We start from the raw sequence: 15,119 nt of genomic DNA, 5'->3' as shown, positions 1-15,119 counted from the left end.
GGACATGCGCTTATGTGACCTCTTGGCTTATGAACATTACAGAAATAAGGTGAACGGATTTGAACCAGCCCTGGGTATATATAGTTTTAATCGGTTTATTAGTCATAGTTTATGCCACGCTTTTGCCTAGAACACGCTCATCCAAAGGTGCTCAAGGACCGACCATTCAAGAGATCGAAGAAACGATGGAGCATTTCGCCGCAGAGCTGGAAGAGCAGAACGAGGCCTTGATCCGTCAATTGGCCGAAACGAAGCGGGATTATGACGTCCAAACGGCTAAATTAAGCTCTCGTGTGGAGATGCTGGAGAAGCAGGCCGCCGGCACCAGCCAGGAGCTGGCCAAGCTCGGCATGGCGTACGAGCAGCTGCTGCAGGCAAGCGTACAGTCAATGGGCGGGCATGAGAAAAAGACTGCCGAGTCGCCATCTCAAATTAGGAACACGCAAGAGGAGACTACGGCATCGGAGGAGTCCCATCTGCAGGAACAGGATGAGGAAGGGCTGTCTAATGCTCCTATGAATATGAAGCAGCGTTATGCAGACTTGTTTGCTCTGTACGATCAGGGCAAATCGACCGATGTTATCGCCAAAAAATTGAATATGAACAAAGGGGAAATCAACCTGATCATTCAATTGGCCAAGCAGGAGGAACAGCTGAATGCTCAAAAATAAAGCGTTTCTCATCGGTACGGGCGGAGGTCTTATTGCCGGTGCCTTGCTGCTGCAATTGATGAGTGTGACTGTCCCTCCAGTAAGCCGGGCCAGCGCAGGAGCGGATCCCCAGGCTATGAATCCGCAGCAGTTGAAGGAAGCGGCAGCGGGCTATTTTCAAGTGTTTGAGAAGGATCAAAAGCTGTACAATCAGGCGCAGGCGGATGCCCTCGTTCAGCAGAAGCTGAAGGAAGCGGCGAGCCAAGCGGCTCAGCCTGTGAAAGAAACGGTTCAGGAGGCAACGTACATTTATATATCGAAGGGAATGACCGCGGGTAATGTCGCCGACTTGCTTGTTCAAAGCGGGGTTATTTCCGATCGGAAAGCATTTGAAGACGCGATGCTGAAGCAGCAGCTTAACGATAAGATTGTTGCCGGCGTCCATGCGTTCAAAGGCCCTCAAGATCTTCCTCAAGTATTAGCCAATATTACTTCGAAATAAGCCCGGTCCGATTGCTCAGGGACGGGCTTTTGTTCTAAAATGAGAAGTTGTTGCATACGATTTTCAGTTGTGGTATATTTATTGACGGTGTTAAAACGCACGCTGGTCAATTCGCATAATGGTGCTTCGAAATTCGGAGTTTTATGTCGAAGATGCGACTCGGCGGAGGAGACACAAAAAACCATTTTAGAGGAGGTGTGTGAAGATGGCAGTAATCTCCATGAAACAGCTTTTGGAAGCTGGGGTACACTTCGGTCACCAAACCCGTCGTTGGAATCCGAAAATGGATCGTTACATCTTCACTGAAAGAAACGGTATTTACATTATCGACCTGCAAAAAACGGTCAAGAAAGTAGAAGAAGCTTACAACTTCGTTAAGTCCATTGCTGAAGACAATGGCACGATTTTGTTCGTGGGCACTAAGAAGCAAGCTCAAGATTCCGTTGCGGAAGAAGCTGAGCGTTGCGGCATGTACTTCATCAACCAACGTTGGTTGGGTGGTACATTGACTAACTTCCAAACGATTCAAAAGCGTATCGATCGTTTGAAGCAGTTGGAGAAGTGGGAAGAGGACGGCACGTTCGAAGTTCTTCCTAAGAAAGAAGTTATCATCCTTCGCAAGGAAAAAGATCGTCTTGAGAAATTCCTTGGCGGAATTAAAAATATGAAGGGTCTTCCTAGCGCTTTGTTCGTTATCGACCCTCGTAAAGAGCGTATTGCTGTTGCAGAAGCTCGCAAACTGGGTATCCCAATCGTTGGTATCGTTGATACGAACTGCGATCCGGATGAAATCGATTATGTAATCCCTGGTAACGACGATGCAATCCGTGCCGTTAAATTGTTGACAGCTAAAATTGCTGACGCAGTTATCGAAGCACACCAAGGTGAACAAACAACAGCTTAAGTGCTGAATAGGAAAGGGTGGTTCAAAGGTGCAAAATCCTTTCACCGCCCTTTTTTTAGGGTACATAGTCTAAAATATAAGGAGGCCAAATCATGGCGGTTAATGCAGCATCGGTAAAAGAATTGCGTGAAAGAACTGGAGCGGGTATGCTCGATTGTAAAAAAGCGTTGGAAGAAGCTAACGGCGATTTGACCAAAGCAGCTGAAATTCTTCGCGAGAAAGGCTTGTCGGCAGCGGCTAACAAAGCAGGACGTATTGCTACGGAAGGCGTTGTTGAGTCCTACATCCACGCTGGAGGCCGTATCGGCGTTCTGGTTGAAGTAAACTGCGAAACGGACTTCGTTGGTAAAACCGATCAGTTCCGTGATTTTGTAAAAGACGTTGCTATGCAAATCGCGGCAGCAAGCCCGTTGTATGTTCGTCGCGAAGAGGTTCCACAAGAAGCTCTTGATAAAGAACGCGAAATTTTGACTGCACAAGCTTTGAATGAAGGCAAACCGGCTAACATCGTTCAAAAAATGGTAGAAGGCCGTCTTGGCAAATACTATGAAGAGTATTGCTTGATGGAGCAGCCGTTTGTTAAAGATCCGGACAAAACGATCGGACAATTGGTTAACGAGAAAGTAGCAACAATCGGTGAGAACATCACGATCCGCCGCTTCGCTCGCTTTGAATTGGGCGAAGGCTTGGAGAAGAAGCAAGAGAACTTTGCTGAAGAAGTTATGGCTCAAGTTAAGAAATAATGGGATGTTCCGTACGCTTCGTACGGCTGTCCATTGAATCATATACGCTTTAGGAAACGCCGGGTGAGCGATAAATGGTCCTTCTTAGGAAAATGTTTATCGCTTGCCTTGCATAAATACGGAAAAGTAAAACGTAGGGACACTTAGTGTTCCTTCTTTTTTAAACATAAACCATCATAGCTGCTTTACGAACGGGGGTACTTGAGCTTGGAACAACCTATCTTTAAAAGAGTTATCTTGAAACTGAGCGGAGAAGCGTTGGCAGGCCAGCAAGGATACGGCATCGATTCAGAAATGATTACATCGATTGCTCAGCAAGTCAAAGAGGTCGTGGACCTCAATGTAGAAGTGGCTATCGTAGTGGGCGGAGGCAACATCTGGAGAGGCATTGCCGGCAGTGCAAAAGGAATCGACCGGGCGACTGCGGATTACATGGGGATGCTGGCTACCGTTATGAACTCTTTGGCACTCCAGGATGCGTTGGAAACGATCGACGTACCGACACGGGTACAAACATCGATTACGATGCAGCAAGTTGCCGAGCCGTACATTCGCCGCAGAGCGATTCGTCACCTGGAAAAGGGCCGCGTCGTTATTTTTGCCGCAGGCACAGGCAATCCGTATTTCTCCACAGATACGACCGCAGCTCTTAGAGCGGCGGAAATTGAGGCCGAGGTAATCCTGATGGCCAAAAACAAAGTAGACGGAGTGTACTCGGCGGATCCGTTCAAAGATGCGTCTGCACAGAAGTTCGAGTCGCTGACTTATATGGAAGTGTTGAGCAACAATCTGGGCGTTATGGACTCCACCGCTTCCTCGCTTTGCATGGACAACAATATTCCATTGATCGTCTTTTCCATTACCGAGAGCGGCAATATTAAAAGAGTGGTGCTCGGAGAGAAAATAGGTACGATTGTAAAAGGGAGTGTTTAACATATGCCACAATCCATTAAGAAAAATGCGGAAGACCGCATGGAGAAAGCGATCAGCTCTTTGAAAAAAGAATTGGCCAGCCTGCGTGCAGGCAGAGCAACTCCATCTCTTCTCGACCGCGTACAAGTTGAATATTACGGAGCTTTGACCCCGGTCAATCAATTGGCCAACATCAATACTCCGGATTCCCGCACGCTGATGATTCAGCCTTGGGACAAAAGCTCGATGAGCGCCATTGAGAAGGCGATCATGAAATCGGATCTCGGTTTGACACCGTCGAACGACGGAAGCGTCATCCGCATCGTAATCCCTGCTTTGACGGAGGAGCGTCGCGCCGAGCTCGTTAAGATGACGAAGAAGTACGGCGAGGAATCCAAGGTTGCAATCCGCAACATCCGCCGCGATGCCAACGATGATATCAAGAAGCTTGAAAAAGCAGGCATCTCCGAGGACGAGTCCCGTAAGCATCAAGAGGACATTCAAAAGTTTACGGATAAGTACATCGCTGAGGTTGAGAAGGTTTTAGCGGCAAAAGAAAAGGAAATTATGGAAGTGTAATGATAGAAGACCCCCTTTCGAGGGGGCTTTTAGTCTTTCCTTACTGGAGGAAATTGAAATGATGCCTTTCAAAAAGTGGTTTGGAAGCAAGGCTGAACACGACGAACTAATAGAACGTATTGACGCCGACAATATTCCGAACCATGTTGCGGTAATCATGGATGGCAACGGCCGATGGGCTCAGAAGCGGGGCTTGCCGCGCATAGCGGGCCACCATTCGGGAATGAAGAACGTCAAGAAAATAACGATGGCAGCCAACGCCATTGGCGTAAAAGTTCTTACGATGTATGCTTTTTCTACGGAAAACTGGAAGCGCCCCAAGGAAGAAGTCGATTATTTGATGAAGCTTCCGATGGAATTTTTTCCGAAAGAAATTGATGAGCTGATCGCCAATAATGTGCAGATCCGGATGACGGGATGGCAGGACGGACTACCTGACTATACGCTCAAGGCTATTCAGGATGCTATTGAACAAACGAAGACCAATACCGGCCTCATATTAAATTTTGCGCTCAACTATGGCAGCAGGAAAGAGATGTTATCGGGGGTCAAGCGATTGGCAGAGGATGTAGCGGCAGGAAGCTTGCCTTTGGAAGCGATTGACGATTCGGTGTTTTCCAGCTATCTGCTTACACATCCTCTGCCGGATCCCGATCTTTTGATTCGTACTAGCGGCGAACTCCGTATAAGTAATTTCATGCTGTGGCAATTAGCTTACTCGGAGCTGTGGTTTACGGAATTATGCTGGCCCGAATTCACGGAGCGGCATTTTTATGAGGCGATTCAGGAATACCAGCGTCGTGCCCGTAGATATGGCGGATTGTAGCAGCTATTGGAGGAATTGAATTGAAACAGCGTATTACAACAGGAGTCATTGCCGGCATAGCGTTTATGATTTTACTGTACTTGGGCACATATTGGTTTACCGGTCTAATCGTCGTGCTGTCTTTGATCGGATTCGATGAATTTTTACGGATGAACGGGTTGAAGAGCTATAAGCTCACAGCCCTCTTCGGATACATAGGTACGACTATGCTGACGATCCCCTGGAATTTCGGCGGTTTGCAATTGGCAGGGTCAATGGAACGGCTGATCTGGCTGTTTTTGTTCTTGTTGTTGTGCGCAACTGTCGTATCCAAAAATAAAGTGACGATAGATCATATTGCGATGATGTTTATCGGAATGGTCTATATTGGTTTCGGGTTTCACTATATGATCGAGACCCGGATGATGGACAACGGATTGTTCTGGACTTTGCTTATTTTCATTTGCATATGGGCGACGGATTCAGGCGCCTATTTCACCGGATCCGCTATCGGCAAACACCCGCTCTGGCCAACGATAAGTCCCAAGAAGTCGATTGAAGGGGCGGTTGGAGGAACGGTCATTTCCATTATTATTGCCGTCTGCTTCTCACTTGCTTACCCGGATCGATTGTCCTGGCAGCAGGCTATATGGCTGGGCCTTATGATTGCGATTGTGGGCCAAATGGGCGATTTGGTGCAATCCGCGTACAAAAGGGTCAAAGGGATCAAGGATACCGGCGCTATCTTGCCGGGGCACGGCGGAGTATTGGACCGGGTCGACAGCTGGATCATTGTATTTCCTATGGTACATTTGCTGTCATTGATTCCAGGCGCATAAAACAAGGGGAGAAGTGAAGCATGAAACGCATTTCCATTCTTGGATCGACCGGGTCGATCGGTACGCAAACATTGGATGTCGTAGAACATCATCCGGAGCAGTTTATCGTCGAAGGTCTTGCCGGAGGCTCGAACCTGCAGCTGCTGATCGAACAAGTCCAAAAGTTCAAGCCGAGGAAGGTTTCCATTTCGACCCAATCGTTGGCAGAGCAGCTGGCTCCTTATGTTCCTGAAGGAACCAAAGTGTACTATGGAGACGAAGGGCTAGTAGAAATTGCTGCAGGAACGGACGCGGACTATATCGTCACGGCGCTGGTGGGAAGTCAGGGACTCCATTCGACGCTTGCTGCCATCGAGGCAGGTAAGCATATCGCGTTGGCCAATAAAGAGACGCTGGTGAGCGCAGGTCATTTGGTTACGGCGGCGGCCAAACGGCGCAACGTGATGCTGCTGCCGGTCGACAGCGAGCATTCCGCTATATTCCAGTGCTTGAACGGGGAAGGAACCGGCGATGTCCGTAAAATAACGCTGACGGCTTCGGGCGGCTCGTTCCGAGACCGGACGCGGGAGCAGCTGCATGGCGTCACTGTCGAACAGGCGCTTCAGCATCCGAATTGGTCCATGGGCGCCAAAATAACGATCGATTCGGCGACGATGGTAAACAAAGGGCTGGAAGTCATCGAAGCGCATTGGCTCTTCGGATTGGATTACTCGAGGATCGAAGTCATAATTCATCCGGAAAGCATCATCCATTCCTTCGTAGAATTTAACGATCACAGTATCATCGCGCAGCTGGGCAATCCGGATATGCGGGTTCCCATTCAGTATGCGCTTACGTATCCGCATCGTTTGAGCAATCCATCCCGGCCGTTGAACTTGGCTGAGATCGGCAAGCTGCATTTTCGCGAAATGGATTTTGACCGGTTTCCTTGCCTGAGAATGGCTTATGACAGCGGGAAGGCCGGTGGTACGGCGACGACCGTATTCAATGCAGCCAACGAAGTGGCTGTTGACCGGTTCCTGAAAGGCGAGATTGCCTTTCTTCAGATTGAAGACATCATCGCACGAACATTGGATAAGCATGAAACGGCTGCTGATCCGGATTTGGAGCAGATTACAGCCGCGGATGCGTGGGCTCGACAAACAGCTCGGAATATTTGATTAGCATGAATTCCCTTGGCATCATTTCACTGACAGGATAATATGTTCATAACATGGCTCGGCTTGTATTCATATCGTAAATAATGTTAATCTTAATGAAAGTATGAGCCCGAACCAAAGAACAGGTCATGACTATTCGCGATGCTTAAGGGAGGACGTTAGATTTGGCGACACTGCAGAATGCATTTCAAATCGTACTGTTATTTTTTGTCCTTGTGACTATACATGAGTGGGGACACTTCTATTTTGCCAAACGGGCGGGAATTCTTGTGAGGGAATTTGCCATCGGCTTCGGTCCCAAGCTTCTTTCCTTTAAGAAGGGAGAGACTCGCTATACATTGCGGCTGCTTCCCATCGGCGGATTTGTCCGAATGGCCGGAGAAGACCCGGAGATCGTCCAAATCAATCCGGGACAGCGTATTGCGTTGGCATTAAAAGGAAACGAAGTAACCCATATTTATATTAATGACTTTGACAACCGTTCCGACTCTATTGTCGGCGTTGTAGAAGATATTGATCTGGAGCGTCGCCTGTTCGTCAAGCTGGATATGGACGGGGAAATCAAGCAATTCCCGGTGCATCCGCAAGCACTGATGGTCAGCAAAGATAAGGAGACCCAGATTGCGCCATGGGACCGCCAATTCGGCAGCAAAACGGTCGGCCAGCGGGCTATGTCCATTTTTGCCGGACCTATGATGAACTTTTTTCTCGCTTTCATCTTGTTCGTCACTGTGGTGTTCATGGCCGGCGTACCCGACAAGGTGAAAATTCAAGGAACTACGGCCGGTTCCGCAGCGGAAAAAGCGGGACTCATGGCTAATGATATCATCGTTCAGGTAAACGACGTAACGATCGGCGCTGACCGCAACAAGCTGACTTCTTTGATCAAGCAGTCGGTGAATAAGCCGATGGTCTGGATTATTGAACGGAACAAGGAGCAGATCCGCAAGGAAGTCACCCCGGCAGATATTAACGGGGGGCAGGTAGGCGTCACGTTAATGGCCGAAACGCGCAAAGCGAGCTTCGGCGAGGCGATATCCAACGGCTGGAGCAGCATGACCTCTGCAACAGTATCCATACTGGACAGCTTCGGCAAACTGGCTACGCTGCAGTTCAAGATGGACGATCTGGGCGGTCCGGTCCGAATCGTTGAATTTACAAGCGAACAAGCAAGCGCAGGATGGGCGCAATACACATTCTGGGCGGCGCTGATGAGTCTATATTTGGGATTGTTCAATTTGCTGCCGTTCCCGGCGCTGGATGGAAGCCGTCTCGTGTTCCTCGGTTTTGAGGCGCTGCGCGGCAAGCCGGTAGATCCGGGCAGGGAAAGCATCGTTCATTTCGTCGGCTTTGCTATGCTGATGCTTCTCATGATCGCTGTAACTTATAATGATATTTTACGTTTGATAAAGGGTTAAGTTAATTGTTGTAGAAGGAGCCACACCACCATGTCCAAAGAAAAACAGTTCGTTAAGGAGATCACGCCGCAAAGCGAGGATTTCTCCAGATGGTACATCGATGTCATTAAAAAAGCGGATTTAATGAGCTACTCTCCCGTGCGCGGTTGTATCGTGTTTAAACCGGACAGCTACGAGATTTGGGAAAACATTCAACGCGAGCTGGATGCCCGCTTCAAAGCGACGGGACACCGCAATGCCTATTTTCCGATCTTTATTCCTGAGAGCTTCTTCCAGAAAGAGAAGGAGCATGTCGAGGGCTTTAACCCTGAGCTGCCATGGGTGACCGAAGCTGGCGGCGAGAAGCTCGAGGAGCGTCTTGCGATTCGTCCTACATCGGAAACGATGATCGGCCATATGTACTCGGAATGGATCAACTCCTACCGCGATTTGCCGCTTCTAATCAACCAGTGGGCCAACGTCGTGCGCTGGGAGAAGAGAACGCAGCCGTTTTTGCGGACAAGCGAGTTCTTATGGCAGGAAGGTCATACGGCTCATGAAGATGAGGCGGATGCACGGAAAGAAACGATGCAAATGCTTGAAATTTACCGGGATTTCGCCGAAAACTTCCTGGCTATACCGGTTATCGTAGGGCAGAAGACACCATCTGAGAAGTTCGCCGGTGCGGTGGATACGTACTCAATCGAAGCGATGATGAAGGACGGCAAGGCGGTACAAGCCGGTACGTCCCACTATTTGGGCACGAACTTCGCCGTTGCGTTCGACATCAAATATTTGGATCGTGAAAATCAGCACACGTTCTGCCACACGACTTCATGGGGCGTAAGCACCAGGTTGATCGGGGCTTTGATCATGGTGCACGGAGACGACCGCGGACTGGCGCTGCCGCCTAAAGTTGCTCCAACGCAAGTTATTATGATTCCGATCGGACCTCCGAAGACACGGGATCAGGTTGTTGGCCGCGTGAACGAATTGTTCGCCGAGTTGAAGCAGGCTGGAGTCCGCGTGAAGGTGGATGACCGTCCGGATCAAAGTCCGGGCTGGAAATTTAACGAGTACGAAATGCGCGGCGTACCGATTCGTGTCGAACTGGGACCACGCGATATGGAGAATGGTCAAGTCGTTCTGGTTTCCCGGATTTCTGGAGAAAAACGTGTCGTCCAACAGGATCATTTTGTCGAAGAAGTGCAAAATATGCTGGCGGAAATCCATCAACAAATGTATGATAGAGCTAAGCAGTTCCGCGATGAGAGTTTTACGTCCGTTGATAGCTTGGACGAGTTCAAATCGTTCCTGGAAGAGAAGCGCGGCTTTGCGCTGGCGGGCTGGTGCGGTTCCGATGCATGCGAGGCGCAGGTGAAGGAAGAAACGGGGGCAACGAGCCGTAACATTCCGTTTGAACCGGCGGAGCATAAGTCGACGTGCATTGCTTGCGGTGAAGCTGCGAAGCATACTGTTGTTTTTGGCAGAGCCTATTAATCGTTATCGTGGAGTGCTAGAGATGCCTGGCTTACATTGCGGGTATGTATACAACCTCTATAAGGGCAAATCGGAAGCTACATCTCCTGTTTGCCCTTTGTATGTTTTTGTGGGGGAGGATGTTCATGAGCAGTACGAGCAGTACAGCGGTGAAAAGAGAACGTTTCGAGATGCTGATGCAGCAGGCGCATGTGCCGGCTGAGGTAGTGAACTCTTTTTTTCAAGACGGATATATTGATAGAGTAGAAACAACACGGAAAAATAGGGAATGGACCTTCTTTATCATCAAAAGCAGCCTCGTTCCGAATGACGTATATCGTTCGTTTTGCAAGATGATTCGCGACAAATTTGCGCATATTGCTGCGATCCGTTTCATGCTGAGGTATACGGATGACGTTTCGCCTTCAGATGTGGCGCATGAATATTGGAGCATGTTCATCGAATGGGTGCAGCGGGAAGCGACGTCGGTCAACGGCTGGATGAGCAGAGCCAAAATCGAGGTTCAGGGCAACCAGCTGACTCTGATTTTGCTGGATTCCATAGGCTTGGAGCTGGCAAAGAAGAAAAATATTGCACAATGGGTGCAGTCGTATTTTACCGATTTTTTCGGTGTCGAGTTTCAAGTCCGCTATGCAATGAATGAGAACCGCGAGGCGGAATTCGAGAAGTTCGCCAAGAAGATTGAAGAAGAAGAGAAAGTGGTCACGCAAGAAATCATGACCTCCATCGAAGCGGAGCAGGAATCCGAGCTGGTGTCGGATGCCGAGCTGAAGCTGATGGTCGGCTACGAGATCAAGGATCCGCCGGTGCCGATTCAAATGGTGCAGGACGAAGAGAAGAAAGTTACACTGCAGGGTGCCGTGTTCGGTCTGGAATCGAAAGAGCTGAAAAACGGCAGCACTCTGTTTACGTTCAATATAACGGATTTTACGGATTCCATGATGATCAAGGCTTTCGCCAAGACGAAGGAAGACGTCAAAATTTTTGGATTAATCCAAAACGGTACCTGGGTAAAAGTGCGGGGGAAAGTGGAATATGACCGGTTCATGCAAATCCCTGAGCTTGTACTTATCCCTAATGATGTCAACGAAGTGATGCCTCCGCCGGATCGGAAGGACGATGCCACGGAAAAACGGGTAGAGTTCCATCTACATAGTACCATGAGTACGATGGACGGGATTACGCCGATCGACCAGTATATCAAGATGGCGGCCAAATGGGGACATAAAGCGATTGCCGTAACGGATCACAGCGGCGTGCAGTGCTTCCCGGAAGCTAACAAGGCGGCCAAGAAGAACGGCATTAAGATGATCTACGGGGTTGAGGCCAATATTGTGGATGACGGGGTTCCGGTAGTTGTCAATCCGAGATCAATGGAACTGAAGGACGCCGAGTACGTTATCTTCGATATTGAGACGACGGGGTTGTCCATCGTTCATAACAAGATCATAGAGATCGCCGGCGTTAAGATGAGAGATGGCAAAGAGATCGACCGGTTCGCCACCTTCATCAATCCGCACGAGAAAATTCCATACAATATCCAGCAATTGACCAATATTACGGATGATATGGTTCAAGATGCGCCGGAATTGAAGGATATGCTGCCGAAATTCATAGAGTTCGTCGGCGATTGCGTATTGGTTGCGCATAATGCGAGATTCGATATGGGCTTCATTCAGGCAAACTGCAAGTCGTTAGGGCTTCCGGAAGTGAAGAACCCGGCATTGGACACGCTGGAGATGGCAAGACTGCTGTTCCCTACGATGAAAAATCACCGTTTGAATACGCTGGCCGATAAATTCAAGGTCGGCCTGGATAACCATCACCGTGCCATCGACGACTCCATTGCATTGGGATATATTTTGTTTCATTTGATAAAAGAAGCGAATGAGCGCGGCATTACCGATCTGGAGCGCTTGAACGATAACGTCGGGAAAAACTTGAAAACTGCAAGACCGTTTCATTGCTGCATCTATGCCAAGGACATGGTCGGCAAAAAGAATCTGTACACCTTGGTCTCATTATCTCATACGGAATATTTTCATAGAGTGGCATGCATCCCCAAAAGTTTGCTGCAATCGATGCGAGAAGGTCTCATTATTGCATCGGGCTGCGAGAAGGGCGAATTTTTCGAAACCGTCCTTAACAAGACGTTGGAAGAAGCCGAAGAGGTGGCTCAATTCTACGACATACTGGAAATCCAACCCCCCTCCATCAACATGCATTTGGTTGAAAAGGGTTTGGTAGGAAGCAAAGATCAGCTTGAGGATGCAACACGAAGAATTATCGATATCGGCAGAAAGCTGAACAAGCCGGTGATTGCCACGGGCAACGTGCACTATTTGCACCCCCGCGATAAGATATGCCGTGACATTACGATCAACGGGATAACGGGCTTCAGTCCATTGAAGGATATGCGCAAGCCGGACGTCCATTTCCGGACAACCAAAGAAATGCTTGCGGAGTTTCAATTTCTCGGCGAAGAGACGGCATATGATGTCGTCGTGAAAAATACCAACGATCTGGCCGATCGGTTCGAGGAGCTGGAGCTGTTCCCGGATAAGCTGTTCGCTCCGATTATCGAAGGCGCCGACGAGGAAATTCGGACGAAGTGTTACGATACGGCCAAACGCATTTATGGGGAGCCTATTCCTGAGGTCGTTACCGCGCGGCTGGAAAAAGAGCTCGTGCCGATCATTAAATACGAGTTCTCGGCGAACTATCTTGTATCCGAGCGTCTTGTGAAAAAATCGAACTCGGACGGCTACCTGGTCGGCTCGCGGGGATCCGTCGGATCTTCCGTCGTTGCAACGTTCTTAGGCATATCGGAGGTTAATCCGCTGCCTCCACACTATGTCTGCCCGTCGTGCCAGCACAGTGAATGGATCCTTGACGGAAGCGTTCCGTCCGGCTTCGATTTGCCTGATAAAAATTGCCCGAATTGCGGAACGAAGATGAAGGGAGAAGGCCAGGATATTCCGTTCGAAACGTTCCTGGGCTTTAAGGGAGATAAGGTTCCCGATATCGACTTGAACTTCTCCGGTGAATATCAGCCGGTTGCCCATAACTATACGAAGGTGCTGTTCGGTCCGAAGAACGTATTCCGCGCCGGCACCATCGGTACTATCGCCGAAAAAACGGCGTTCGGTTATGTGAAGAAGTTCGAGGAGGAGCAAGGGAAGAAGTGGCGCGGTGCCGAGATTAACAGGCTGGCCTCCGGCTGCACCGGGGTCAAAAGAAGCACCGGCCAGCATCCGGGCGGTATCGTCGTTGTGCCGGACTACATTGATGTCAACGACATCACGCCGGTCCAATACCCTGCGGACGATACGGGAGCGGAATGGCAGACGACGCACTTCGATTATCACGCCTTCGACGCGAACTTGCTGAAGCTCGATATTCTGGGGCACGATGATCCGACGATGATGCGGATGCTGCAGGATTTGACCGGTGTCGACCCGACGACGATTCCAATGAACGATCCGAAGGTTATGAGTATGTTCAATAGCACCAAGGCGCTTGGAGTAACGCCGCAGCAAATACGTTCTACCGTGGCAACTTACGGTGTACCGGAAATGGGGACGAAGTTCGTTCGTCAAATGCTCGAGGAAACGCAGCCTTCCTCCTTTGCCGACTTGCTGCAAATATCGGGACTGTCTCACGGAACCGGCGTTTGGCTCGGTAATGCGCAGGAGCTGATCAAGAAAGGCACCTGCACGATCAAAACCGTTATCGGCTGTCGTGACGAGATCATGCTTTACTTGATCTATAAGGCCGGTATGGATGCGGGTCTGGCGTTTAAAATTACGGAAAGCGTCCGTAAAGGGAAGGGGCTCACGCCCGAATGGAAAGAGGATATGAAGAAGCATAAAGTTCCGGCGTGGTACATTGAGTCATGCGAACGCATAGAGTACATGTTCCCGAAAGCTCACGCAGCCGCTTATGTTATTTCCGCAGTACGGACAGCCTTCTTCAAGCTTTATCATCCGATTGCCTACTACGCCACATATTTCACGGTTCGCGCTGAAGATTTCGAGCTCGAGATGCTGTGTCAAGGGTATGACGCCATTTTGCGCAGATTGATAGAGATCGAGGAGAAAGGGTTCCAAGCCACTCCGAAGGAGAAGGCGATGATCTCCATTCTCGAGATGAGTCTGGAAATGACGGCGAGAGGCTTCTCGTTCAAAGGGATCGATTTATACAAATCCGATGCCACGAAATTTTTGATCGACGGCGACTCACTTATTCCTCCGTTTTCCGCTATTGCCGGGATCGGGGAGAATGCGGCCAAGAATATCGCCGCTTCCAGAGAAGGTGGTCCGTACTTGTCCATAGAGGACTTCCAGACGAGAAGCAAGGCGTCCAAGACGATTGTCGAGCTGCTTGGGTCGATGGGCTGCTTCCGGGGACTTCCGGAGTCGAATCAATTGTCTCTATTCTAGGATAGCGGTCCGACGCAGGAAAACAAAGGAAGGCGCGCACTCATCATATTGCATACACATAAGGCTTATGGTATAATCTTCTTTGGTAACAAACGTTATAAGTTCCGATCTTAGAGAGTGGGGAAACCCACTCTTTACATTTTGTTACAGAGATGAAAGCATTAGGCTTTCCATTTGATGATAGGGGGTTGCAGGTTGATTTCGCAAATTAAACCCGTAGTTGAATCACTTCTTCAGCCTTTTTTGGACGAAAATCATTTTGAACTGGTTGATGTTGAGTATGTGAAAGAAGGCAGCAACTGGTTTTTGCGTGTTTATGTGGACAAAGAAGGCGGCATTGATATCGATGATTGCGGCCGTATCAGTGAGTTTTTGAGCGAGAAATTGGATGAGAAAGACCCGATTCCTACCGCCTATTTCTTGGAGGTATCGTCCCCCGGGGCGGAACGTCCGTTGAAAAAAGTGCAGGACTATTATAAAGCTGTGGGTCAGCATGTGTTTGTTACTACCTATGAGCCGATCAACGGATTGAAAGAGTTCGAAGGGAAGCTGGTGTCGTTCGACGAGCAGACGGTAGCGGTTGAAGTCGGAAAGAAGACACACGAAATTCCTTACAACAAAGTGGCAAGCGCCAGATTGGCGATTGTGTTCTAGCGTCGATTTTATGAGAGGGGGAGCTCCGTTCA

Annotated in this window: 13 protein-coding genes; all 13 read left to right on the top strand. The window is 49.3% G+C overall.

Features of this window, described 5'->3' with window-relative positions; all coding sequences use genetic code 11:
• Positions 1-59 precede the first annotated feature (59 nt).
• The 13 genes from DVH26_RS24310 to rimP all read left to right on the top strand — a co-directional run bounded on the left by DVH26_RS24310 (position 60) and on the right by rimP (position 15,087).
• Positions 60-671, top strand: coding sequence for a DUF6115 domain-containing protein (locus DVH26_RS24310; RefSeq protein ID WP_239626368.1), 612 nt, complete (start codon positions 60-62; stop codon positions 669-671).
• On the top strand, positions 658-1,152 hold the full coding sequence (locus DVH26_RS24305; RefSeq protein ID WP_239626366.1) for an MltG/YceG/YrrL family protein: 495 nt from the start codon (positions 658-660) through the stop codon (positions 1,150-1,152). The genes DVH26_RS24310 and DVH26_RS24305 overlap by 14 nt, the downstream gene beginning before the upstream one ends.
• 205 nt (positions 1,153-1,357) lie before the next feature.
• Positions 1,358-2,056 (top strand): 30S ribosomal protein S2, encoded by a 699-nt coding sequence (gene rpsB / locus DVH26_RS24300; protein WP_239626364.1) that lies wholly within the window; start codon positions 1,358-1,360, stop codon positions 2,054-2,056.
• Between the two features lie 92 nt (positions 2,057-2,148).
• Entirely contained in the window at positions 2,149-2,799 is a 651-nt protein-coding gene (tsf, locus tag DVH26_RS24295; protein ID WP_239626361.1) for a translation elongation factor Ts, read from the top strand.
• Between the two features lie 207 nt (positions 2,800-3,006).
• Positions 3,007-3,732, top strand: a complete 726-nt coding sequence (gene pyrH / locus DVH26_RS24290) for a UMP kinase (protein WP_239626359.1) — start codon at positions 3,007-3,009, stop codon at positions 3,730-3,732.
• Between the two features lie 3 nt (positions 3,733-3,735).
• Positions 3,736-4,290, top strand: coding sequence for a ribosome recycling factor (gene frr / locus DVH26_RS24285; protein ID WP_239626356.1), 555 nt, complete (start codon positions 3,736-3,738; stop codon positions 4,288-4,290).
• A 58-nt stretch (positions 4,291-4,348) separates the two neighbouring features.
• Positions 4,349-5,116, top strand: coding sequence for an undecaprenyl pyrophosphate synthase (locus DVH26_RS24280; RefSeq protein WP_239626354.1), 768 nt, complete (start codon positions 4,349-4,351; stop codon positions 5,114-5,116).
• Positions 5,117-5,136: 20 nt separating this feature from the next.
• Positions 5,137-5,934: a phosphatidate cytidylyltransferase gene (locus DVH26_RS24275; RefSeq protein ID WP_239626351.1), complete on the top strand. Its 798-nt coding sequence runs from the start codon at positions 5,137-5,139 to the stop codon at positions 5,932-5,934.
• Positions 5,935-5,954: 20 nt separating this feature from the next.
• A complete protein-coding gene (locus tag DVH26_RS24270; protein WP_239626349.1) occupies positions 5,955-7,094 on the top strand; it encodes a 1-deoxy-D-xylulose-5-phosphate reductoisomerase in 1,140 nt (379 codons plus the stop codon).
• A gap of 164 nt (positions 7,095-7,258) precedes the next feature.
• Entirely contained in the window at positions 7,259-8,512 is a 1,254-nt protein-coding gene (rseP, locus tag DVH26_RS24265; protein WP_239626346.1) for an RIP metalloprotease RseP, read from the top strand.
• A gap of 30 nt (positions 8,513-8,542) precedes the next feature.
• Positions 8,543-9,991: a proline--tRNA ligase gene (proS, locus tag DVH26_RS24260; protein WP_239626344.1), complete on the top strand. Its 1,449-nt coding sequence runs from the start codon at positions 8,543-8,545 to the stop codon at positions 9,989-9,991.
• Between the two features lie 125 nt (positions 9,992-10,116).
• Positions 10,117-14,433: a PolC-type DNA polymerase III gene (locus DVH26_RS24255; RefSeq protein ID WP_239626342.1), complete on the top strand. Its 4,317-nt coding sequence runs from the start codon at positions 10,117-10,119 to the stop codon at positions 14,431-14,433.
• A gap of 195 nt (positions 14,434-14,628) precedes the next feature.
• On the top strand, positions 14,629-15,087 hold the full coding sequence (gene rimP / locus DVH26_RS24250; protein WP_239626340.1) for a ribosome maturation factor RimP: 459 nt from the start codon (positions 14,629-14,631) through the stop codon (positions 15,085-15,087).
• Positions 15,088-15,119: the final 32 nt, after the last annotated feature.

Source organism: Paenibacillus sp. H1-7 (assembly GCF_022354825.1).
Classification (GTDB): domain Bacteria; phylum Bacillota; class Bacilli; order Paenibacillales; family NBRC-103111; genus Paenibacillus_S.
Note: the sequence above shows the minus strand (reverse complement) of the source record. Positions and strands in the feature narration are given on the sequence as shown.

Excerpts from the sequence above, each read along its gene's own strand:
- frr (WP_239626356.1), top strand. The coding sequence starts at position 3,736 with ATGCCACAATCCATTAAGAAAAATGCGGAAGACCGCATGGAGAAAGCG.
- DVH26_RS24280 (WP_239626354.1), top strand. The coding sequence starts at position 4,349 with ATGATGCCTTTCAAAAAGTGGTTTGGAAGCAAGGCTGAACACGACGAA.
- rpsB (WP_239626364.1), top strand. The coding sequence starts at position 1,358 with ATGGCAGTAATCTCCATGAAACAGCTTTTGGAAGCTGGGGTACACTTC.
- DVH26_RS24305 (WP_239626366.1), top strand. The coding sequence starts at position 658 with ATGCTCAAAAATAAAGCGTTTCTCATCGGTACGGGCGGAGGTCTTATT.
- proS (WP_239626344.1), top strand. The coding sequence starts at position 8,543 with ATGTCCAAAGAAAAACAGTTCGTTAAGGAGATCACGCCGCAAAGCGAG.
- DVH26_RS24255 (WP_239626342.1), top strand. The coding sequence starts at position 10,117 with ATGAGCAGTACGAGCAGTACAGCGGTGAAAAGAGAACGTTTCGAGATG.
- DVH26_RS24270 (WP_239626349.1), top strand. The coding sequence starts at position 5,955 with ATGAAACGCATTTCCATTCTTGGATCGACCGGGTCGATCGGTACGCAA.
- tsf (WP_239626361.1), top strand. The coding sequence starts at position 2,149 with ATGGCGGTTAATGCAGCATCGGTAAAAGAATTGCGTGAAAGAACTGGA.